This window comes from Thermodesulfobacteriota bacterium, from assembly GCA_040757775.1.
Taxonomy (GTDB): domain Bacteria; phylum Desulfobacterota; class UBA8473; order UBA8473; family UBA8473; genus UBA8473.
In genome coordinates this window covers 32,312-53,856 of record JBFLWQ010000009.1, presented here as the reverse complement: position 1 = coordinate 53,856, position 21,545 = coordinate 32,312, and the positions used below count along the sequence as shown (strand labels likewise).

20 protein-coding genes are annotated in these 21,545 nt (G+C 43.6%); 6 read left to right on the top strand and 14 right to left on the bottom strand.

What is annotated here, in order from left to right; all coding sequences use genetic code 11:
* The first annotated feature begins 188 nt into the window (after positions 1-188).
* The 5 genes from AB1401_07480 (at position 189) to AB1401_07460 (ending at position 5,818) form a co-directional block, all read left to right on the top strand.
* Positions 189-977: an enoyl-CoA hydratase-related protein gene (locus AB1401_07480; GenBank protein ID MEW6615289.1), complete on the top strand. Its 789-nt coding sequence runs from the start codon at positions 189-191 to the stop codon at positions 975-977.
* A gap of 71 nt (positions 978-1,048) precedes the next feature.
* Positions 1,049-2,176, top strand: a complete 1,128-nt coding sequence (locus AB1401_07475; protein ID MEW6615288.1) for a pyruvate carboxyltransferase — start codon at positions 1,049-1,051, stop codon at positions 2,174-2,176.
* Between the two features lie 433 nt (positions 2,177-2,609).
* Positions 2,610-3,377, top strand: a complete 768-nt coding sequence (locus AB1401_07470; GenBank protein MEW6615287.1) for a sugar phosphate isomerase/epimerase family protein — start codon at positions 2,610-2,612, stop codon at positions 3,375-3,377.
* A gap of 93 nt (positions 3,378-3,470) precedes the next feature.
* Positions 3,471-4,634: an acyl-CoA dehydrogenase family protein gene (locus AB1401_07465; protein MEW6615286.1), complete on the top strand. Its 1,164-nt coding sequence runs from the start codon at positions 3,471-3,473 to the stop codon at positions 4,632-4,634.
* A gap of 50 nt (positions 4,635-4,684) precedes the next feature.
* Positions 4,685-5,818, top strand: coding sequence for an acyl-CoA dehydrogenase family protein (locus AB1401_07460; GenBank protein ID MEW6615285.1), 1,134 nt, complete (start codon positions 4,685-4,687; stop codon positions 5,816-5,818).
* A gap of 75 nt (positions 5,819-5,893) precedes the next feature.
* Here the strand turns inward: AB1401_07460 and AB1401_07455 are convergent, their stop codons facing one another.
* The 9 genes from AB1401_07455 to AB1401_07415 all read right to left on the bottom strand — a co-directional run bounded on the left by AB1401_07455 (position 5,894) and on the right by AB1401_07415 (position 15,574).
* Positions 5,894-6,451, bottom strand: a complete 558-nt coding sequence (locus tag AB1401_07455) for a PHP domain-containing protein (GenBank protein ID MEW6615284.1) — start codon at positions 6,449-6,451, stop codon at positions 5,894-5,896.
* A 96-nt stretch (positions 6,452-6,547) separates the two neighbouring features.
* Positions 6,548-7,324, bottom strand: coding sequence for an acyl-CoA dehydratase activase (locus AB1401_07450; GenBank protein MEW6615283.1), 777 nt, complete (start codon positions 7,322-7,324; stop codon positions 6,548-6,550).
* Positions 7,325-7,328: 4 nt separating this feature from the next.
* The gene (locus tag AB1401_07445) at positions 7,329-8,588 is read right to left on the bottom strand and encodes a 2-hydroxyacyl-CoA dehydratase family protein (protein MEW6615282.1); all 1,260 of its coding nucleotides are present in this window, start codon (positions 8,586-8,588) and stop codon (positions 7,329-7,331) included.
* Complete coding sequence (locus AB1401_07440; GenBank protein ID MEW6615281.1) at positions 8,588-9,760, bottom strand: 2-hydroxyacyl-CoA dehydratase family protein; 1,173 nt, start codon at positions 9,758-9,760, stop codon at positions 8,588-8,590. Before AB1401_07440 ends, AB1401_07445 begins: the two co-directional genes overlap by 1 nt.
* Positions 9,761-9,930: 170 nt before the next feature.
* Positions 9,931-11,100, bottom strand: a complete 1,170-nt coding sequence (locus tag AB1401_07435) for an acyl-CoA dehydrogenase family protein (protein MEW6615280.1) — start codon at positions 11,098-11,100, stop codon at positions 9,931-9,933.
* A gap of 24 nt (positions 11,101-11,124) precedes the next feature.
* The gene (locus AB1401_07430) at positions 11,125-12,393 is read right to left on the bottom strand and encodes a 2-hydroxyacyl-CoA dehydratase family protein (protein MEW6615279.1); all 1,269 of its coding nucleotides are present in this window, start codon (positions 12,391-12,393) and stop codon (positions 11,125-11,127) included.
* 2 nt (positions 12,394-12,395) lie between these two features.
* Positions 12,396-13,535 (bottom strand): 2-hydroxyacyl-CoA dehydratase family protein, encoded by a 1,140-nt coding sequence (locus AB1401_07425; GenBank protein MEW6615278.1) that lies wholly within the window; start codon positions 13,533-13,535, stop codon positions 12,396-12,398.
* A 36-nt stretch (positions 13,536-13,571) separates the two neighbouring features.
* Positions 13,572-14,261 (bottom strand): GntR family transcriptional regulator, encoded by a 690-nt coding sequence (locus AB1401_07420; GenBank protein ID MEW6615277.1) that lies wholly within the window; start codon positions 14,259-14,261, stop codon positions 13,572-13,574.
* Positions 14,262-14,392: 131 nt separating this feature from the next.
* Entirely contained in the window at positions 14,393-15,574 is a 1,182-nt protein-coding gene (locus AB1401_07415) for a phosphopentomutase (GenBank protein MEW6615276.1), read from the bottom strand.
* A gap of 319 nt (positions 15,575-15,893) precedes the next feature.
* Here AB1401_07415 and lptG point away from each other — a divergent pair, with 319 nt between their 5' ends.
* Complete coding sequence (lptG, locus tag AB1401_07410) at positions 15,894-16,970, top strand: LPS export ABC transporter permease LptG (protein ID MEW6615275.1); 1,077 nt, start codon at positions 15,894-15,896, stop codon at positions 16,968-16,970.
* 45 nt (positions 16,971-17,015) lie between these two features.
* Here the strand turns inward: lptG and ybgF are convergent, their stop codons facing one another.
* The 5 genes from ybgF to tolR form a co-directional block, all read right to left on the bottom strand.
* Positions 17,016-18,032 carry a tol-pal system protein YbgF gene (gene ybgF / locus AB1401_07405; GenBank protein MEW6615274.1) on the bottom strand — a complete coding sequence of 339 codons (1,017 nt, stop codon included), beginning with the start codon at positions 18,030-18,032 and terminating at the stop codon, positions 17,016-17,018.
* Between the two features lie 83 nt (positions 18,033-18,115).
* Complete coding sequence (gene pal / locus AB1401_07400) at positions 18,116-18,829, bottom strand: peptidoglycan-associated lipoprotein Pal (GenBank protein ID MEW6615273.1); 714 nt, start codon at positions 18,827-18,829, stop codon at positions 18,116-18,118.
* 52 nt (positions 18,830-18,881) lie between these two features.
* Positions 18,882-20,198: a Tol-Pal system beta propeller repeat protein TolB gene (tolB, locus tag AB1401_07395; protein MEW6615272.1), complete on the bottom strand. Its 1,317-nt coding sequence runs from the start codon at positions 20,196-20,198 to the stop codon at positions 18,882-18,884.
* Positions 20,199-20,278: 80 nt separating this feature from the next.
* Complete coding sequence (locus AB1401_07390; GenBank protein ID MEW6615271.1) at positions 20,279-21,115, bottom strand: TonB family protein; 837 nt, start codon at positions 21,113-21,115, stop codon at positions 20,279-20,281.
* A gap of 5 nt (positions 21,116-21,120) precedes the next feature.
* Positions 21,121-21,534 (bottom strand): protein TolR, encoded by a 414-nt coding sequence (gene tolR / locus AB1401_07385; GenBank protein MEW6615270.1) that lies wholly within the window; start codon positions 21,532-21,534, stop codon positions 21,121-21,123.
* Positions 21,535-21,545 lie beyond the last annotated feature (11 nt).

Here is a 21,545-nt window from a genome sequence, read left to right as displayed (position 1 = left end):
GTATTGCAGATATCTCTCTTTTAGGGCCATCAATTTCCAATCCTAATCTGTTGCCAGATAGTATTATATCAATTTTTGAATAATACCACATAAGCATTATAATTTGCAAGTTCGAGTTGACATTTTGCCGGGGTTCTATTATTATCCCAATTTATTGTTTAGATAACAAACTGTTAAGGAGGAAAAAGATGTCAGATATCCTATTAAAAGAAGAGAAAGAAGGTATCCTGATATTAACTCTCAACCGCCCCGAAGCGATGAACTGTTTTAATTTTGCCCTGCTTAACGAGCTCAATGCGGCCATTTCTGAGGCAAATTTTGACCCTGACCTTAGGGTAATAATCATTACCGGCGCATCCGGTGAAAAAAGGGCGGCATTTTGTACCGGGGCAGATCTGGTTGAGAGAAGAACCATGTCTCCAGACGATGTCAAGAGGTTCATTCATACCATCAGTTCCACGTTTTCCAATGTCCAAAATGTAAAGGTACCTGTTATCGCAGCGATTAACGGTTTTGCCTTCGGGGGAGGATTAGAGCTGGCTCTGGCCTGCGACATAAGAGTAGCTTCCTCCAACGCGCTCATGGGATTGACAGAGACCAGCCTTGCCATTATTCCAGGGGCAGGGGGTACCCAGCGTTTGCCCAGAGTTGTAGGTATATCAAAGGCCAAGGAGCTTATATACACAGCCAGGCGCATTACTGCGGATGAGGCATTAGCCTGCGGTCTGGTAATCCAGGTAGTGGAGCCCGATAAGTTAATAGATGTCTGTATGGAAAAAGCCCATAAGATTGCTGAGAACGGTCCTATAGCTGTGCAGCAGGCAAAATTTGCTATCAATAAAGGGATGGAGTGCAGCCTCGATATCGGTCTCGGGATAGAAGCCAGGGCTTATGCCATAACAATACCCACGGAAGACCGTATTGAGGGACTCAATGCCTTCAAAGAGAAGCGGAAACCAGAATACAAAGGGAGATAACAGCAAGCTTAAGCTTGCTGTTGCGAAAAGCAGAATACAGGGGCAGATAAAAAACTGATGAGGAGGTTTGAATTATGGAATTGAAATACCCTAAGAAGGTTAGGTTAGGGGATATAACCGTGCGAGATGGGTTTCAGCATGAAGAACACTTCATACCTACAGAAGCAAAGCTCTTTTACCTGGAAGAGTTAATCCTGTGTGGTTTCAAACGCCTTGAGGTAACAAATTTTGGGAATCCCAAAGGGATGCCCCAGTTCAAAGACGCAGATGAGTTAATGAAACAGTTAAGGGGAAGCAAGAAATTAGCAAAGGCAGGTATTAACTGGGAGGAAATAGAACTCACAGCGATCACCATAAGGGAACAGGCAGTGGACAGGGCAATTGAGGCTAAGAAAGAAGGATGGGGCCCTGACCGTATCCTGATGATGGTCTCCACAGATGAACAGCATCACTTTGCTAACTCAGGCACATCACTGCCAGCTTACTGGAAAGAGGCAGAAAGATGCACCAAAAAGGCAGCCGACGTGGGAATCAAGATGTGCGGCTGTGTCAGTACTATATGGGGAAGCCCTATCTCCGGACCTACAAAACTGGAAGATGCTGTGGAATTTTCCAAACGATGGCTGGATATAGGTGCTGCAGACATAGAACATGCGGATCACGACGGTTCAGCACCGCCGAATCAGGTCTACCGTTATTATTCCATGGTTCTGGATACTATGCCGAACACAGACCTCCACGTGGGCCACTTTCACGTAACACGGGGTTGGGGACTGGCCAATGTGCTGGCTGCCCTTCAGGCTGGTATTGACATATTTGAAGGAACCATTGGTGGTCTGGGAGGCCAGCCTGCCAACTTTATCGATGGTGTCCCTGTTACAGGTACCGGGGCATATTACTACAAGGACCCTAACGTGGTTGGTTTAGCTACCATGGAGGACATGGCAGTTATGATGGACGAAATGGGTATAGAGATCGGGATAAATGTAGACCGTCTCCTGGAATTGGGTACCCTGATGGAAAAGACCATAGGACGCCGCCTCCGCTCTGAAGCAATCCTGAATGGCAGGATTCCCAAAAAGCCCAGAGAGGAATTTAAACGAAAAGGACTGGCAAAAGTCAAAGAAAAACTGGGCGAAAAACCCGATCAGATTTATCCTGATGGCTGGCCTGAGAAAGCTCAGTATAAAGGAAAGTAAGGGGAGCAAGGAGGAGTTGAAGCGTCAATTAAGGAGAGCGCAGCAAATTTCTGCAAAAATATCTGCCCAGTTTGTACAACAGCCAGGAAAAAACAGAAGGGTGCTGCTTATTGGTTTGTCAAGAATGTAGATCGAAAGGTTTGCCCTTTTTGCAAGTCTTATGAAAGTGTATACGGCAGACTTGCATATGAGCCAGAACCGAAAGGTGAAATTTAAGCAACAGCCTGATGTAAAGGGTCTGCACGACAACGTCATTGTATTTATTAGATTCTTCACGGAGCCTGCCCCGAGCAAAGTAACAAGGTTCCTTACGGAGTTTACCTTGAGCGAAGTGACAAGATTCCTCGCTTTTCTCGGAATGATGGGCGAGGGGTTCAGAATGACAAAAACGTTTTTTTGAGGTTGTCGGATAGTCTCTAAAGGGGGTCATTAAATGCAGATAGGGCTTATGAACAATCCTATGGAGCCATTTGAAAAAGAAATCTTAGCCATTGGCAATGCCGGTTATGACTTTGTAGACTTAACCATAGAGGGACCACACATACAACACTCAGACATTGATAGAATAAAGTCCTTTCTTCAGCGCTATGGGCTCTTCATAGTTGGCCATACCGACCCCTGTTTACCTTATGCCTACCCAATTAAAGGTATACGTGACGCATCCATAAAGGAACTTGAACGTTGTGCCTCTATATTCTCCGCTCTTGGTGCCAGGGTAATGAATATCCATCCATGTTATACCTTTCCACCTGCCATGAAGGCAAACCAGATCGAGCTCAACATAGAGGCACTATCTGACATAGTTGAAATGGCAAGTTCTTTTCAGTTAACGGTCGCTTTTGAAAATTTCAGGCCCCCTTTTGATTCTGTCTCCACATTCAAAAAGATTTTGGCAAAAGTTCCCGGGCTGAAGGTACACCTTGACTTTGGACATGGAAACATGGGCATCGATGACGGGGTTGCATTTTGTAAAGAATTTGGGGAAGAGATCGTTCATGTTCATCTTTCAGACAACATGGCGTCAGGTGATCACCATATTCCGTTAGGTTCAGGAAATATAGAGTGGAGAAACGCCATACAGACACTGAAGTCTGTAGGATACAACGGGGCAATTACACTGGAAATCTTTTGCAGTGATGATACTGTTCGTTTTGAGTACCTGGAAATAAGCCGTAAGCTTCTTCACAGATACTGGGGGTGAAGCTATTACTATTATTATATGCTCAAGGGTTTGACTCCATGTAGCGGGAAAGGGAGTTTTGAATCTCATTTCATTCAAAGGAGGTAGTTCAGCATGGATTTCGAGTTTACCAAAGAAGAAAAGGCGTTACAGGAAGAGGTTCGTAAATTTATTAAAAAGGAATCAACCCCGGAAATGTTGAAGGAAACCGAAGAGATGGGTGATATCTATGGGGCACCTGAGGGCAGAAAGATCATTCAGAAGATGGCAGCAAAGGGATGGCTTACTCCTACATGGCCAAAAGAATACGGTGGACTGGGACTGTCCGATGTTGCAAGTTACATGATCCGGGAAGAGATGGGTTATCATGGTCTGCCTTTTGGTTTCATCGCTGCCCATATGGCAGGTCCTACTATCCTTCGATTCGGAAGCGATGATATGAAAAAGAAGTGGTTACCACGAATAGCAAGCGGGGAACTGGAATTTGCCCTTGGATATACAGAACCTCAGGCAGGATCAGACCTTTCTGCCTTGAATCTTCGGGCTGAAGACAAAGGTGATTACTTTCTGTTAAATGGGAACAAGCTGTTCAACACCAGTTGTCATATCGCAGACTGCCACTGGCTGGCGTGCAGGACTGACTTTACTGTAGCAAAACACAAAGGTGTTTCGATGATGATAGTGGACCTGAACAGTCCAGGTATCACAATAAGTCCTATGGTTACCATGGCTGGTTGGCAAACCAACGAGGTTGTCTATGAAGACGTCCATGTGCCAAAAGACCGCCTCGTGGGTGAAAAGAACAAAGGGTTCTATTACCTGATGGCGGCTTTGGATTTTGAGAGGATGTTTCCTCTTGGAAGGTACCGCCGTGTCTTCGATGAAGTGGTCGAATATACAAAAGAAACAATATTAGACGGGAAACCTCTGTCCAAAGACCCATTGATACGTCAAAAGCTGGCACAGCTTTCCACCGAAATCGAGGTTACGCGACTCCTTTACTATCAACTCGCCCATATCCTGGATAAGGGAGGTATCCCAAACTATCAGTCGTCAATGGAAAAGACCTTCGCCACAGAGTGTGCCCAACGAATTGTAAATGTGGGAATGGATATTCTGGGTCTCTATGGCCAACTTAAGGAGGATTCCAAATGGTCTCAATTGAAAGGGAAGGTAGAAAAATTCTATCGAACCAGTATTGTGGAGACAATTTACGCGGGAACCTCTGAGATACAGAGAAACATTATTGCCCAAAGAGGATTGGGATTGCCGAGATAACTAGCCGAATCTGTGGGTTTTATTCTAAACTGCTGAAGGAGGAAATAAGCATGGATTACGATTTAAATGAAGAACAGGAATTACTGAAAAAAGCAGCCAAAGGCTTTCTATCTAAGGAATGTAAGCCTCTGTTCGTAAGAGAGATGGAGGAGGACCCTCAGGGGATTACACCCGAACTCTGGCAAAAGATGGCGGAGCTTGGATGGATGGGACTGATATTCCCCGAGGAATACGGTGGTATTGGTGGTAGTTATCTTGATTTGATGGTGCTTCTTGTTGAAATGGGATATTCCTGTCTGCCAGGGCCTTTCTTCTCCACGGTTATTTTAGGCGGAATGACCCTCATGGAGGCAGGAAATGAAGAGAAAAAACAGGAGTTACTGGCAGGAATTGCAGAAGGCAAGATATTCGTTACCCTGGCACTAACTGAGGCAACTGCAGGGTATTCGCCTGAAAGGATAGCAGTGAAGGCAGAAAAAGACGCCGATAATTTTGTAATCAATGGAACAAAACTCTTTGTTCCTGACGCCCATCTTGCCAATTATATTATCTGTGTTGCAAGAACAAAAGAAGGCGGAAACAAAGAAGACGGAATTACCCTTTTTCTGGTAGATGCAAAAAGCCAGGGGGTAGTGATTACTCCTCTTAAAACATTTGCCGGAGATAAACTTAACGAAGTCGTCTTCAACAACGTAAAGGTCCCTGAAAGAAACATCCTGGGTGAGCTGGACAAGGGTTGGTCAATTATGAAAAAGGTTATTCAAAAGGCAGCAATCGCCAAGTGTGCGGAGATGGTTGGAGGGGGTCAGCGTGCACTGGAGCTGACAATAGAGCAGGTTACCGAAAGGGAGCAGTTCGGTGTAAAGGTAGGAAGTTTTCAGGCCATTCAGCACCATTGTGCAAACATACTAACCTATCTCGAAACATCAAGGTTAATGACCCATCAGGCAGCGTGGAGAATAAGCGAAGGCTTGCCTTGTGAAAAGGAGATTGCCATGACCAAGGCATGGGTGACTGATTCCTGCCGCAGTCTTCTTGCACTTGCGCATCAGGCTGTCGGGGGCACAGGCTTTATGGAAGAACACGATCTCCAACTCTATTTCAGAAGGACTAAGGCGGCAGGGGTGTATTTCGGAGATGCCGATTTTCATCGTGAGGCACTGGCCGATGTGATGGGACTATAATACGGCACTCAAATTTTAAGGAACAGGGTAGGGTTGGAAAATCCTACCCTATTCCTTATTCAATTTCAGAGAAACTTAGATACCTCCAGCTTCTCTCTTTAACCTACTTTTATACCCATTACACCGCATATACAACTCTTCTAACTCTATTTCGTTGTAATGCAGACCAATATCTCTGATGGAATGCGCATCGCTGTTTTCCAGTGTAATGAGATTATATTCTCTTGCTACCTCTTTTACTTTATCCTCCTGAAGCTGCCATGCCGCGTTTTTGATTTCAATCCCATGGATTTTATCACCCTCTTCTTTTAAGAATTCCCTGAAATGACCCCCGAAAAAAGGGTGGGCACAAAACCTGAAAACAGCATCATCGGGGAGGTATAATTCCACCACATGCTCCCTATGGAGGGAAATCTCCTGTCCAGGAATAATCACAATCTCACCGGGAAAATGAATATCTGCTACCTCTTTTACCCTAAATCCATAATCTTTTTTATCATGATCGGTAATAGCGATTCCATCCAGCCCCCTTTTCTTTACCTGCCGGATAATTTTCCTTACCGTATCTACCCTGGGAACAGGATCAGCAGTAGACTCAAGACAATGGGTATGGAGATCAATTTTTATCTTCAATTGAATAGCCTTTCATACTGAAAGCAACTCGTAACTGCTTAGGAGTAAGAAGTCAGAGTTTACAACTGACCACTGACAACGGACAACCGACACTATCTATATCCGCTCGGAAGCAATAATTGCAGCTCCGAAGGCACCAACTATCTGCGGCTCCTGAGGGACAAGGAGTCTGGTTTCTATCTTCTCTTCAATAGCACGCACAACCCCTGCGTTCTTCGCAACCCCTCCTGACATAACCACTTTTTCCCTCAAACCCACCTGCCCTACCATACCCATGATGCGCCTGGCAATAGCATGGGCTATACCTGCTGCAATATCGGCCTTCTTATGACCACGGGCAAAGAGGGATATGACCTCTGATTCAGCAAAGACAGTACACATGCTGCTTACATCTACCTTCTCCTTAGAGGCAAAGAACAAATCGCCCATCTCTCCAATATCAACTGACAGAGCCAGTGCCATTACCTCTAAGAACCGACCTGTTCCGGCAGCACATTTGTCGTTCATAACAAAGTTGGTCACTCTACTGTTGTCACCAATTCCTATTACCTTGCTGTCCTGACCGCCAATATCAATGACTGTATGAACTTCGGGGAAAAGCCTTACAGCTCCCCGTGCATGGCATGTTATTTCAGTAACCTCAGCATCGGCATGAGCAACAGCCCCTCTTCCATAACCTGTCCCCAATATGTAGCTTATATCGTCTTTTTTCAGACCAGCGGACTTAAGGGCATTCTCTATGGACTCCTCAGCGGCACCCTTATAGTAGTGCCCGCTCCGCATAATGTCGTATGACAGGATTTCCCCATCTCCATCCAATATCACCGTCTTGGTACAGAGGGAACCCACATCTACCCCCGCCACTATAGCCATTCTCTTACCTTCTTCTTGAATCTATCATCTCGTATAATGCCTGAAGCCTTGTCTCTATCTGAGCATCTGAAATCATAGCTGAATCAATCATGTCTCCTTCAACAATTACCCCAGGAATCCCATATTTTTTATCCAATACATCTATTACCTCCGGTTGAGAAAGGTTCATTACCCTGCATGTTTTGGAGGAAAACATGAGCAATCCGTCAAGGGAGTAATCATCAATCAACTTACCTATCAAGTCTATTGTTCCCTTGGGAGAAAAGGTATAAACCAGGTGGCTTTCCATTCCATAATAAAGGTCTGCCCAGGTCTCAACCGGATGTTCAGGGTCAATCAGTTCCGGATGAGGGAAAAACTCCCATGGGTATCTTCCACAGAGACAAACAGCACCATGAGGGATAAATTTGCGCATAAATTTGCCTAAAAATGCCCAGGGAAGCCACCCATCCCAATATAGCCGGTATTTCTCTCCATCCGGGGCTATTGCAGGGATACCCTTTTCTCTCCGCTCTTGTAACTCTTGCAGGAGTTTTTCGTAATAGGCAATACCTGCCGTATTCCCCATCAGATAGAAAACAGGTGCAATACTTACACCATAGTCCCAGAGTGTCCAACGAGACGGTTTATCCTTAAAAAATTCCCAACACTGATTTCTGAGTGTAGCTACTTTTTTGAGTACACTTAAAATCTCACTCATTCGATCATAATCGAAGGGTTTCCCGCATACCTCTTCAAAGGTCGGTATAACAACCTCTTTAAATTGCCTGTAAACAAATTCTCTCATTCTGAGCATGTCTTCTATATCTACAACAGCCGGAAGGTCAATAGGCAAAACTCGAACTCCAAATCTTCGATGAAGCCCTTCAGCATAATGGGACATTTCAGGACAGAGCCGACCTGCTACCATCAAATCAGGCATCGGGAGTATCGCCTGTGAATTTATGGGTATCCCTCTGGCTACGGCTTCACCCATCCCCATGTGAAGCCGATGATATGAGCATGTTTCGGGAAGGTCTCCTGCCATCTCTGCTACCTTTAATACCTCTTCCCCTGCTCCTATGCCCCCACAGTATGCGGCATAACCGGCCATAAAGTGGCATTTCATACCCATTGCATAGGCGAATATGAATGTGGGACCCGATGCCCATGCCACCAACTCTCCTCTCTCCTTGGCTGTTCTCAGGTCAGCCCAGTGTTTATCTACTAGTGGTCTTATCTCATTCGTTGTTTGAAGCCGGTTTACCTTATAGTTTGCATCCATCATACACCTCTTATTGTCTCAGCAAACGACTGCAACCTGGTCTTTACACCTTCCAGAGAGATAATCTCATGTTCCATCTCTATCATTACCTCAGGCACACCCTCTTCCGCCATCTTGCTTCTGAAATCAGGATAATAACAGGTGTGAGGAGGACAGTACTTTACCCGAACACTGATAATACCCCTGGCATCATTATCCCTCATTTTCTTTATTGCCTCATCGCCCCAGTGGATATCCCAAACCCCTTTGGTAGGACAGAGAGGGGTTTTGGTAAGATAACGATCAGCAAGGGCATTTATTGGATTACCATTCAGATTGATTTTATTTGCAAAGTATCTTGAGCCGACGTAGAGATCATCATCAGGGATAATCATCCCCAGATCCTCTATCAGGTCAAGGATGTCAAATTGAAGGGTCTGGCAGAGACAGCCGACAGGGATAACCTTAATCCTTTCTTTTTGAGGTGTTACACTCTTTTCTTCCATCCCAGAAATAAGCTCTGTCAGCAATTCATTGTGGTCTTCTTTTGGCATCAGCATGCCCGACCATACAATCTGCATAGTCTCTTTTGCCTTTAATATCTCGGGCTTTGCCCGTCGTATTTCATAGACCCTTTCCATAAGGGTGCGGTTCTTATTGTATATTTCAATACTCTTCTTAAGACTATCGTCGCTTATCATTTTGCCAGTGAAATCCTCTAACGATGTCTTGAAAGATTCTAATTCTTTTAGTGCAAAATCCCTTGTGGGATCGCCGGGATAGATAGCAGGAAGGTATAAAACCTTTTGGTAGGCAGGTTTAAAATGTCTCTCCATAATAAAGGGAAACTCTCCAGCCTGCAAGCATTGTCTTATATGGAATACCATCCCGTCCATAAAACCCAGTTTTCCTCTCACTGCATCATCAACAAAGCTTCTTGTAATACCACAGTCATATGGTGGTACATGGGCGTGTCCCCAGGTTACAGGTTCGTTACCTCTCCATATGACGACAGGAACAAGACCGGCTGCGTGGACTATCTCTTCAGGAACGTGCATCGGGAAACATCCAATAATTTTCTTATTCTTACGCTCCTTGAGTCCAGCAACATACCCATAGGGATCTGATGTCACCTCTGCAATCCTACTCAGTGCCCTTTCCATACTATATCCCTTTCTTTTACCCCTTCCCAAACCCTCCCCCTTGAAGGGGGAGGGGAGGGTGGGGGTGGTAACCTGTTTATCTGTAACTATTCAGGTAGGCACAGAGCACCAAAGGCACAAAGTAGGAAAAAAACAACGAAACGACACTGCTCTGCTTTCTTCCTATGTGCCTTTGCCACTTTGTGTCTGAGTAGTAACGTTTATCTTATAGTCAATTCAGGAAATAGGCTTCTTGCATTTACCAGTCTTTGCACATAGGGGGCTCCCTGAGCAAAGACCCAAGTCCTTGCATCCCTGAACATACGTTCTACAGGGTGACGTTTTGTGCAGCCAAAACCTCCATGAACCTCTACTGACATATTAGTAGCCTTCAGAAGTAGTTGGGATGCAAATGCCTTGGCGGATGCGGTCTCGGCGCTGTGTTTCACCTTCCTGTCAGCGAGTATTGCCGCCTTGTAAACTAGGAGTCGGGCTGCCTCAATCTCAGTAGCAATGTCACCAAGGGAAAAGCTGACCATCTGATACTCACCTATAGGGTGACCAAAGGCATGTCTGCTCTTAGCGTATTTAACAGCCTCTTCAAGGGCTGCTCTCGTCAGCCCAATAAAACCCGCAGCCAGCGTGGTCCTGGTCTCATCAAGGGTGGACAGGGCGTACTTCAGCCCCTTCCCTTCTTCACCAACCAGCTGTTCCTTCGGAAGTACACAGTCCTTAAGTAGCACCTCTTCATCCTGATGCCCTCTGCATCCCATAGTCGGAACCTTTTCTATAACTGAATAGCCGGGTGTCCCCTTTTCTATCACAAATGCACTGATACCCCTTGCCCCCCTGGAAGGGTCAGTCTTTGCCATAACTACCCCCCAATCTGCAGCATGAGCAAAGCTCATATACCTCTTTCTCCCATTGAGAACATACTTGCCATTTTTCATCTCGGCAACGGTTTCAAGGGCACTCGCATCAGAACCCACGCCGGGCTCGGTAAGACCAAAGGCACCAAATGCCTCCCCCCTGGCTACAGGTGCTACATACTTTTTCTTCTGCTCTTCGTTGCCTCCAGCCAGGATAGTCGTCGGTGCGAGGCCCGGTGCCTCCATAAGCATTCCAGCCATAGCAGACTGAGAGGCATATGTGATCTCCTCAGCAGCTATGCATATGTCCAATACAGGCCATGCAGTACCATCGTACTCCTTTGGTATATACATTGCCATATATCTATGGGGGGGCTGCCCCATCTTTTTTATCAGTCCCCAGGGCATTTCGTCCTTTTCGTCAATCTCAGCAGCTATGGGTGCAACTTCTCTCTTACCAAATTCTCCTGCCTGTCGTTTAATTTCTTCCTGCTCCGTTGTCAGATCAAAACAAACAGCCATTGTTTCCCTCCTTTCAGCGAGAGCTTATCTCCTTCTGGAATCGATGGTTTCCAGCAAGGCTTCGATTCTCGTTCTTATCTGGTCATCCGAAACCATAGTAGAGTCGATCATATCCCCATCGATGACAACCCCGGGTATGCCGTACTTTCTATCGATCCTGCTTATGATGTCCTGCTGTCCCAGGTTCCAGAGCCGGCATGTCTTCGATGAAAAGAATAGCATGCCGTCAACCGAATACTCCTGTATAAGCTTCTCAATGTGCTCTTCCCCTCCCCACGGCCCATCATGATATGCTAATGCGTTAGGACTGGTATAGAGCAGCCTGATCCATTCATAGACAATATCATCGGCTTCCGGGTTTATATCCTCAGGATGCGGGAAAAACTCCCATGGATACCTTCCTGTCACCGGGATAGCCCCGTGAGGAACCATCAAGCGAATGAACTTCCCCAGAAATGCCCAGGGAAGCCACCCATCCCAGTAGAGGCGATATTTCTCCCCGTTAGGATGAACCGCGGGGATATTCTTTTCTGCCCTATCTTCCAGTTGTTTTAACAGATTTTGATAGTATTCTAAGCTCTCAGGTTTCCCCATAGCATAGAATATGGGTGCTATGCTGACACCATAATCCCACATCGTCCAGAGGGCCGGTTTCCTCTTCAAAAATTCCCAGCATTTGTTACGAATCAGACAGGCATCTTTCCATTTTCTGAAGATCTCCCTCATATTCTCTTCATTAAATTTACTGCCACTTACATCTTCTATAGCCGGTATGAGAATATCCTTCACCTGCGCTGTTACATACTTCTCCATCCTCGGCCGATCCTCACTCTTGCGACACACCGGCAGCTCTATCGTTAAAGCCCTTATCCCAAATCTCCGGTTAATTCCCTCCATATAATGAGACATCTCGGTACAAAAACGTCCCGCAATCAATAAATCCGGAATAGGGAGTATTACCCTTTCGTCGCTTATGGGCCATCCCTTCATTATGATTGCCGCCATCCCGGTATGAAGGCGATGATAAGAACAGGTATCCCTGAGCTCCCCGTATCTCTCCGCAGCTTCAAGCACCTCATCTGCCATCCCTCTTCCCCCGCAATAAGCTGCATACCCTGCCATGAAATGGGATGATATGTTGGGAGTGGCATACGAATATATAAACATGGGTCCAGAACCCCACGCAATTTTCTGTCCCCTTTCCTTTGCTTCTCTAAGCTCTCTCCAATGTCTGTCAACCAGGGGACCTACCCCTGAAGTATCAAGTCTGTTCAGTTTATATTCAATCCCCATCTTTAAACACCTCCTATCATTTCTTTGAATGATTGCAGCCTTGTTTTAATTCCCTCTAAAGAGATAATTTCATGCTCTATCTCAATAAGGACCTCAGGTATACCGGCATCTGCCAACTTCTCTTTAATATCAGGATAATAACAGAGATGAGGAGGACAGTATTTGGTCAATAAGGTGATGATGCCGTCTGCCTTGAGTTTCTTCGCTTTATTTACCAACTCATCTCCCCAGTGCAGCTCGATCTCACCCCTTGCCGGGTCTACAGGCGTCTTAATAAAGTGGCGTTCTACCAAAGCTCCTATCGGATCATCTGTTATCTCTGCGTCGTTTGCAAAGTATCTGTATCCAACATATATGTCATCATCTACAACGATCATTCCAAGATCTTCTATCATGTCCAGCAGCTCAAGCTGGGGATGGATGCATAGACATCCTGAGAGAAAGACCTTTTTCCCTTTTGTCGGTTTGTATCCATTTTTCTCAAGCCCTGATAAGAGGTTTGCGAGTAATTTGTTGTGATCCTCTTTCGGCATCAGCATGCTCGACCATACTATCCTTAGAATATCTCTTGCCCTCAAAATCCCCGGCTTCTGCCTTCTTATATCGTAAAGCTTCCTTAGTAAGGAACGATTTCTGTTATATATGCTGATGCTCTCTTTTAATCTGTCATCCGTGATCTTTCCCCCACCGAACTCCTCAATGCCTCGTCTAAGCTTTTCAAGCTCTTCCCGGGTTAAGTCCTTCGATGCCCTGTCTCCATGATATATCGGTGGGAAATAGAGATACTCCTCGAACGGAGGACATGCATTCTTTTCAACAATGTACGGAACCTCCTGGGATTGTAAACATTCCCTCAAGAAAACCATGCCGTCCATGAACTTCAACTTCCCTTTGACTGCATCATCCACCACACTCTTATTCATCGGGCAGTTGTAGGGAGGTACATGTTTGTATCCCCACGTGATAGCCTCATTACTTCTCCACATAACCACAGGAAGCATACCGGCGGCATGTATTATCTCCTCAGGTATCCACATCGGAAAGATGCCAATAACCTTTTTTTTATTCGCCTCTCTCCACTGTGAAACGCTCGCGTAAGGATCCGATGTGTACTTAACAAACTCATTCATTAAACCTTCCATAAGATGCTACCTCCTTTGCTTTTCCAAAATTTCTAATTAAACCACGAAGAGCTTCTCCAAAAGCCTTTTCGTTAATTTCCCCACCTGAAATAGATGTTCCTCTACGGCTCTCCTTGCAGATTCCGCATCCCTTTCAGAAAAAGCCTCCAGGATATTTCTATGGGCAAATATACATGATTCCAGCACCCCAGGACTTGTACAGCCTAAATACCAGTATCTCGCCAGAGGTCCTCTCTTCTGGCTCAATAAATGTACAAGAAGAGACTTTTTACACACTGAAATAAAAATATTATGGAATTCATTATTTAACTTGAGCCATTTCTCGTAGTCCATCTGGCATTCCTTATCCTCCAAGATGGACTCTATTTCTCTCATTCTATCCACATCTTCTTTTGAGATGTTCTCCATAGCCAGATAGGCAGCAAGCCCCTCAAGTACTCCAACAATAAAAAACATCTCCTCTATCTCTTCAGGGGATGATTTTAATACTGCTGCCCCTTTATTGGGGATTATCTTCACAAGCCCCTCAGTCTCCAGCCGCTTTATAGCCTCCCTCAGGGGGGTTCGGCTTACATTTAGCCTTTCTGCTAATGATGCCTCTATCAGCCTTTCGCCTGGTTGAAAGTAACCGGAAAATACAGCCTTCCTCAAGAATTTATAGACAGATTTCTCTATGGATTCGCCCTTTTTCACTAACAGCTTGAACTTAAAGGGGTTATTACTCAAGAATTGACCTCCAGAGGATAATACAATTCAGAATACAATATACTTCATTGTACCTTATAACAAATAGTGATAATTGGTCAAGGTTTTTTATTAGGTAGAATTCCCTCTTCCCCCTTAACCTCAAGAGTCTGTCAACATGCGACTTCTTTTAAAAAACTCGTTCCATTCTCAAGGGAATTCACACCAAAGGCTGAGGCTATGGTCTGTCCTACATCGGCAAAGGTATGCCTGACACCTAAATCTCTTCCTTCAGGACAGGATGGGTTAAACACCAGCAGAGGAATGTACTCTCTGGAATGATCTGTACCCGGGGTTGTGGGGTCACATCCATGATCAGCAGTAATAATCAGAAGATCACCATCGGTTAGCAAGCCCAAAATTTCAGGAAGGTTGTTATCAAATTCTTTCAGTCCGTCAGCATATCCTTTAACATCTTTTCTATGCCCCCATATCATATCGAAGTCGATCAGGTTTGTAAAGATCAGCCCCTTGTTCGTACATTTTATCGCTTTAATGGTCCTTATTATTCCATCAAGGTTGTTTTCGGTAGGGATTGTTAGACTCAATCCTCTGCCTGCAAATATGTCACTGATTTTGCCTACACCTATCACTGGCAATCCGGCCTCTTTTAGGACATCTAAGATCGTATTACCGGGAGGAGGGATTGAGTAATCTTTTCTTGCCCTTGTTCTTTTAAAACTACCAGGTTTGCCAATAAAGGGACGGGCTATTACCCTTAATATACCATAAGGATTCAGTATCTCCCTGGTTACCTGACATATCTCATAGAGTCTACTCAGAGGGATTATGTCCTCATGGGCAGCTATCTGAAATACACTATCCGATGAAGTATATATTATAGGTTTTCCTGTGTTTAAATGCTCCTCGCCCAGGTATTTAATGATCTCTGTGCCTGAGGCGGTAAAATTTCCAATGACATCCAGCCCTGTTGCCTCCTTAAATTTTTCTATAATCTCCTCGGGAAACCCATTTGGGAATACCGGGAAAGGGTTATCCAGAATCACACCGGCTAGCTCCCAATGGCCTGTAGTGGAGTCCTTTCCCTTAGACCTCTCTGACATCTTTCCATAAAAGGCCGTGGGTACTACGTTGTTTTTTAATCCCTTTATATCCTCTATCAATCCCAATCCCATAGACTCTAAATTTGGGAGATTCAATCCTCCCAATTCCTCAGCAATATTTTTAAGGGTATTGCTTCCAACATCACCGTAATCCAGAGCATCTGGCAGCTCACCAATGCCAACACTATCCAGTATTATAAGAACTATGCGCTCAATACAATTCGATGGCATTGAATAACAGTCTCCCACTTAATAAGGAAGGTGGTAAAGATTCTGGTTCTTCTCCCAATCAGTTGGGAGGAAGGAGTCTAGGATTCGAGGTTTCAAGGGTTTGTTTTCTAGTGATGTTTTTAAAGATACCAGCAACAAGCCCAAATTACAAGGGTAAACCATGGAGAAAAAACAATTTACAAGAATCGATTTATATTATACGATAAAACTCTTATAGTATCAGTTATCAGTTATCAGTTATCAGTTATCAGTTATCAGTTATCAGTTATCAGTTATCAGTTATCAGTTGTATGTTGTATGTGTAGATGGAGGCTTGCAGTTGACCATCTTAAACAGATATATCGGTAGAGAATCATTAAAGATATTTCTCTTGAGTATAAGCGCTTTTGTTGTTATTTATCTTATAGTTGACGTTCTTGAGAATATAAATGACTTTATTAAGCAGGGAGTCTCTTTCTCTACAACTATTGAATTTTTCGTATTTAAGATTCCCCTTATAATGGTTCAGGTCGCCCCTGTTGCTACTCTGCTTTCCTCTATAATAACCTTAGGGATACTGTCTAAAAACAGCGAAATTATAGCTATTATGACAAGCGGGGTAAACATATATAGAATTATTACTCCTATCATAGGGATATCCCTGCTGGTCAGTATTGGATCTCTGGTAGGCAACGAGTCTATTTTACCCTATACAAACCAGAGGATCAAATATATTGAAAGTACAGGATTAGAAAAAAAGAACCCACGTGGTTCTTTTAAACAAAACAGGATTTTGTACCGAAGCAACAGCTCCATTTACAATATAAACATATTCGATCCCCAAAAAAACACCCTAAAAGGTATAACCATCTATTATTTTGACAAAGATTTCAATTTGATTAGGCGCATAGATGCAAATACAGCTAGATGGCTCAATAAGAAATGGTACTTCTATGACGTTTCTTCCAGAAGCTTTGAGAATGGAGGAGAAGTCGGAATGGAAAGGTGGCATGAAAAAATAATTTCTATCCCAGAGACACCTGATGACTTTAAGATTGTAGAAAAGAGTGCCGATGAGATGAGTTACGCTGAACTTAAAAGCTATATTAAAAAGATTAGAGCCGAAGGCTACGATGCTACAAAATATCAGGTTGACATGCATGCAAAGCTGGCTTTCCCTTTTGCGGGTATTATAATGCCGCTTCTCGGGGTACCCTTTGCTATAAGAACAGGAAGGGAGAGAGGAATTATTAGGGGGATTGGGATTAGCATAATAATAAGCTTTGCTTATTGGATTATACTGTCAATTGCTCTTTCCTTAGGACACAACGGTACTCTCCCACCCATAATTTCTGCATGGATATCCAATTTTATCTTCTTGCTGATTGGAATCTATATGCTGTTGAATGTCAGATAATCAGGGATTTTAGTTAGTTACCTGATTGCTGACCGCTGAACATTCTTAATTCAATTTTTCCAGCTCTTTCTTAGCTACTTTAGCCTCATTAGAGCCTGGATGATCCTTGATGACCTTTTCGAATAGCAGCCCGGCACTGGTTTTATCTCCCAACATATAAAATGCCAGACCCTGTTTTAATAGGGCACTGGGAGCCTTGTTACCCTTGGGATATTTCCTTAAAACTTCTTCAAATTCCAGTATAGCCTCTCTGTACTTTTTTTCTATAAAGAAGGACTCCGCAATCCAGTACTGGGCGTTATCGGAATACTCGGTATCAGGAAACACCCTTAGATATTTTCGAAACCCCATTCTGGCGGTAGTTATATCCCCTTTCTTAAAGTCATTGTACGCCTTCTGGTACAATTCCTCACTGGTTGGTTTCTTACTTTCGGTTGTCTCTTTCTCCTCACTCTGTTCGGAAGTTCCCTCCTTAGAGGGAGCCTCTCCAGCAGAAGGAATGCTTTCAGAGATAAAAAATCCCTCCAGAAAAAGGATACGCTTCTCCAATCCAGACAATTTTGCTTCAATGGTCTTTATTTCAGATTCATACCCCCTCTTTAAAGAGGTATTTTCTCTGTTTTGTTTATCTAAAAGATAACCATACTCTTCAATCTTTCCTCCCAAAGATCGAAGCTGAACCTGTAAGTTATCCAGCCTTGCGCCTGCATCAGCTTGATTCTTCCTCACAGGGCTTATAGATTCCTTAATATTACCTTCGAACCCTGCAATTCTACTCTCAATTTCTTTAATATTACCTTTGAGTCCTGCAATTCTATCCTCAATTTCCCGTATTTTTTCCTCATTTTTCTTCAGCAGGTCAAGAGACTGTTCAGTATCCTTTTTTAAATCCTTTCTTAAACCAGAGATCTGCGCGTTTAAGCCGTTTAAATCATATTGAAGTCCAACAACATCCTTTTTAGAAGCGCATCCATTCAAGAAGAATATAAGGCATACCGAAATCGAAAATAAAATCGGCACCCATGATGGAAATAACAGGGATTTACATACATTACTAACCAAGACCATATCCTCACAGATGAGCCAGGAATGGAACCCTTGCGGAGGAACTTTAAGGGTTACCCCTCACCTCCTCAGTAAGAGGGTTACTCTGAAACTATTTTAAAGTGCGCCCTTCTATTTTTTGCCCATGCATCTTCATTGTGCCCTGGATCCAGGGGTTTCTCCTCGCCATAACTTATAGTGGAAATCCTGGAAGCCTCAACTCCAGCAGTGACCAGGTACTTCATGGCACTGTCCGCTCTTCTTTCCCCCAATGCCATGTTATACTCATTTGACCCTCGTTCATCACAGTGCCCTTCAATCTTAATTTTCAAATTAGTATGACCCTGGAGCCAGGAAGTCTTTTTTGCCAATATCTCTCTTGCTTCATTGGTGAGGGAGAATTTGTCAAAATCGAAGTGAATGTCCGCATTCTCAAAATCTTCTCTAAGTGCTGCTTCTCTCTTGGCAGTCTCTTCTCTTTTGGCGGCATCTTCTCTCTTGGCAGCCTCTTCTCTACTCGCGGCTTCCTCTCTTTCTCTCTCTTTTTTAAGCTCTTCTTCTTTCAGCTGTGCCTCTCTTGCGGCATTATCGTCCTCCTCTGATTTCAGAGGCTGGGAAACCTTTGGTTCTTCCTTTGGTTCTTCCTTTAGTTCTTCCTTTGGAAGAACTTTTTCCTCTGCCTTGGCTGCTGCTTCCTCTTTCTTCTCAATCCCTTCCCCTTCCCGCAGAACCTTTTTTGAGCAGGCATTTAAAAATAAGGAAAGGGAAAACGTCAAACTAAAAATCAACAAATAAACTGATAACCTTTTAACCATTTTTTATTACCCCCTTTTTTTAATTAAAGAAACAAAAACCATCTTATACATATCACTGAAATCTGGGGGACCAGCATGGATTCAACTGGTTCCCCTTGAATGCCCCAACCTGCCTTTGCCCACTTCCATCAGCCCTCATTATATATATCCTTTTATTTCCCCCTCTGGTAGAGGTAAAGGTTAAAAATCTCCCATTGGGAGACCACGATGGGTATTCATTATCCCCTGAGTTTAATGTAAGTCTTTTAACATCCGTTCCATCGGGATTCATTGTATATATATCAAAGTGTCCCTCTGCTAAAGAAGAAAATGCAATTTTGTCTCCCTTTGGAGACCATTTTGGAGAAGCACTGTAGTTCGTCTGGAAGGTAAGCCTCTTCACATTTTCCCCTTGAGAATCCATAACGTAAATATCTGGATTCCCTGATCGGTTGGAGACGAAGGCGATTTCTTTCCCGTCCGGGGACCAGGTGGGTGAAACATCTATTCCCCAATCATTTGTCAAACGTTTGAGCCTCTTTCCATCTTTATTAAGCACATATATTTCAGGGTTTCCCTCTACGCTTAAGGTCACCGCCAGTTTACCCCCATCCGGAGACCAGGCAGGAGCTATATTCAAGCCTTTGTAATGGGAAATTACATCCTCCCTATTGTTAATAAGGTCCTTAACATAGAGATCAGGATTCCCATTTTTGTATGATGTAAAAGCAACCATTTTACCGTTGGGGGACCAGGTGGGTGAAAGGGCAATAGATTTATGATTGGTAATCTCTATCATATTATACCCATCAAAATCAACAATATAAATCTCTTTATGACCCGATTCATCTGAAACAAAGGCTATCTTTGTATCAAAGACCCCTTTCTCACCGGTAAAACTCAGTAAAATCTCATTGCAAAACCTGTGTATCATCTTCCTGAGGTCTTGCCTCTTGCCTACATACCTCTTACCCAGAAGAAGCCGGCACTGGAATACGTCATACAGTTTAGCATCTATCTCCAGATTACCATTATCAAAACGAAAGCTGCCTTTCACCAGAGCTTCAGCTCCAATTACAGACCAATCCCTAAAATTGATTTTATTATCATTGCCGGATTTAGAACCTCCAGGAGATTCTATAAAGAGGGAAAGATCCATAATAGTAAAAAGTCCAGAAATTTCCAGATCTTGAGTCAATACTTCAAATATCTCTTTTGATATATCCCCTTTGTTGTCTTTCCCTCTAAGATCCTTGAAATAGGTTATGGCTATCGGGAACCTTCTGAATGAAGGAGAATCTATATCAATGTATGTCTTCGTATGAGAAAGGGCAGGACTAAAAAAAAGTACACATATAAATATAATAAAAATGTAACCTGTTTTTTTCATTAAAAAAATCTTCCTTGCCCCCCTGCATCCTTAAACTCCCAAGCCCTTAGTTTTAGCCCCGATCCTATCGGGGCAGTTGACTATAACTCAGACGAATGGAATCTAACCCCTATATCGAGGTAACCCCCTTTGTGTTCTACGGGTAAGGATGGAAGAGGATTGGCCTTTTCTACAGCCCTTAGTACAGACTTATCAAAATAAGCATTTCCTGAAGTTTTTTCAAATTTAATATCCTTTATTTCCCCGTCTCTTAGAATCTTAAAAGATATAACAGCCTCCAATCCTTCTTTATTTTTTATAAGGCCTTCTGGAAGCACCCAACTCTCCTTTATTTTGCCCCAGATTATAGTGTAATAGATTTTAAATCGCAGTCCCGTTATTCCTGAGGCTATAACGCCTCCCCCTTTCGGGGTATTAGTTTCGGCTGTCACATTTCCTTGAACAGAGGCATCCCTTTTTATCCTGCTTATAGCCTCCTCTATCTTCCTGTTTGAGTCTCTATCCTCCTCTTTTAACCGGTTTATAGCCTCATCTATCTTCTTGTTTAATTCTCTGTCTTTTATTTCATCAGGGGAGACCTTTTTGGTAAAGCTATCTTCTCTTATAACCCTCTTTTTTAGAGGTGCAGCAGGGACTTCTTTAGCTATCTTTCTGATGGGTGCAGGAGTAATCTTCTCAATAGATTCGATCTTTTCAACCTCTCTGTCTGTCTCCTGTTCCCCTAATCCCAATGGCTTTTCTGAGGGGGCAGAGACCAAATTAACCATATATATCCGGGGGGGAGAGGCTCTCTCAATGTATAAGGCTGGAGCCGTAATTACAAAGGCTATAACAGCCAGGTGAAGAAAAATTGATGGTATAATCATCTTCTCCAACCCTATTGAAGAGGCGCCATTATTAATAGTGTTACTGTTCAAAAGGCTTACCTCTCTTCTTCCGGGGGTTTGGTTATCATACCCAATTTTTCAATTCCCGCCTCCTTAATTTCAGACATAGTCTTCACAACAAAGCCATAAGGTACTGTTTCGTCAGCCTTCAGAAATATCTCTTTATTAACTCTGTTTTCATATATCCTTTCTAAATTTTCTTTTAATCTGGACAATTCAACAGGGTGCTCGTTTATATATATTTCTCCCTTTTTGGTAATAGTCAAAACCAATTTTTCCTCTTTAGCAGGGATATCTTTTGCAGCAACCTGAGGGAGATTCACATCAATACCCTGTTGTAACATTGGAGCAGTCACCATAAAGATTATCAAAAGTACCAACATCACGTCAACCAGAGGTGTTACATTTATTTCAGATAAGAATCGTCTATCGCTTGTTTGATGATTCATAGGTCTTCCCG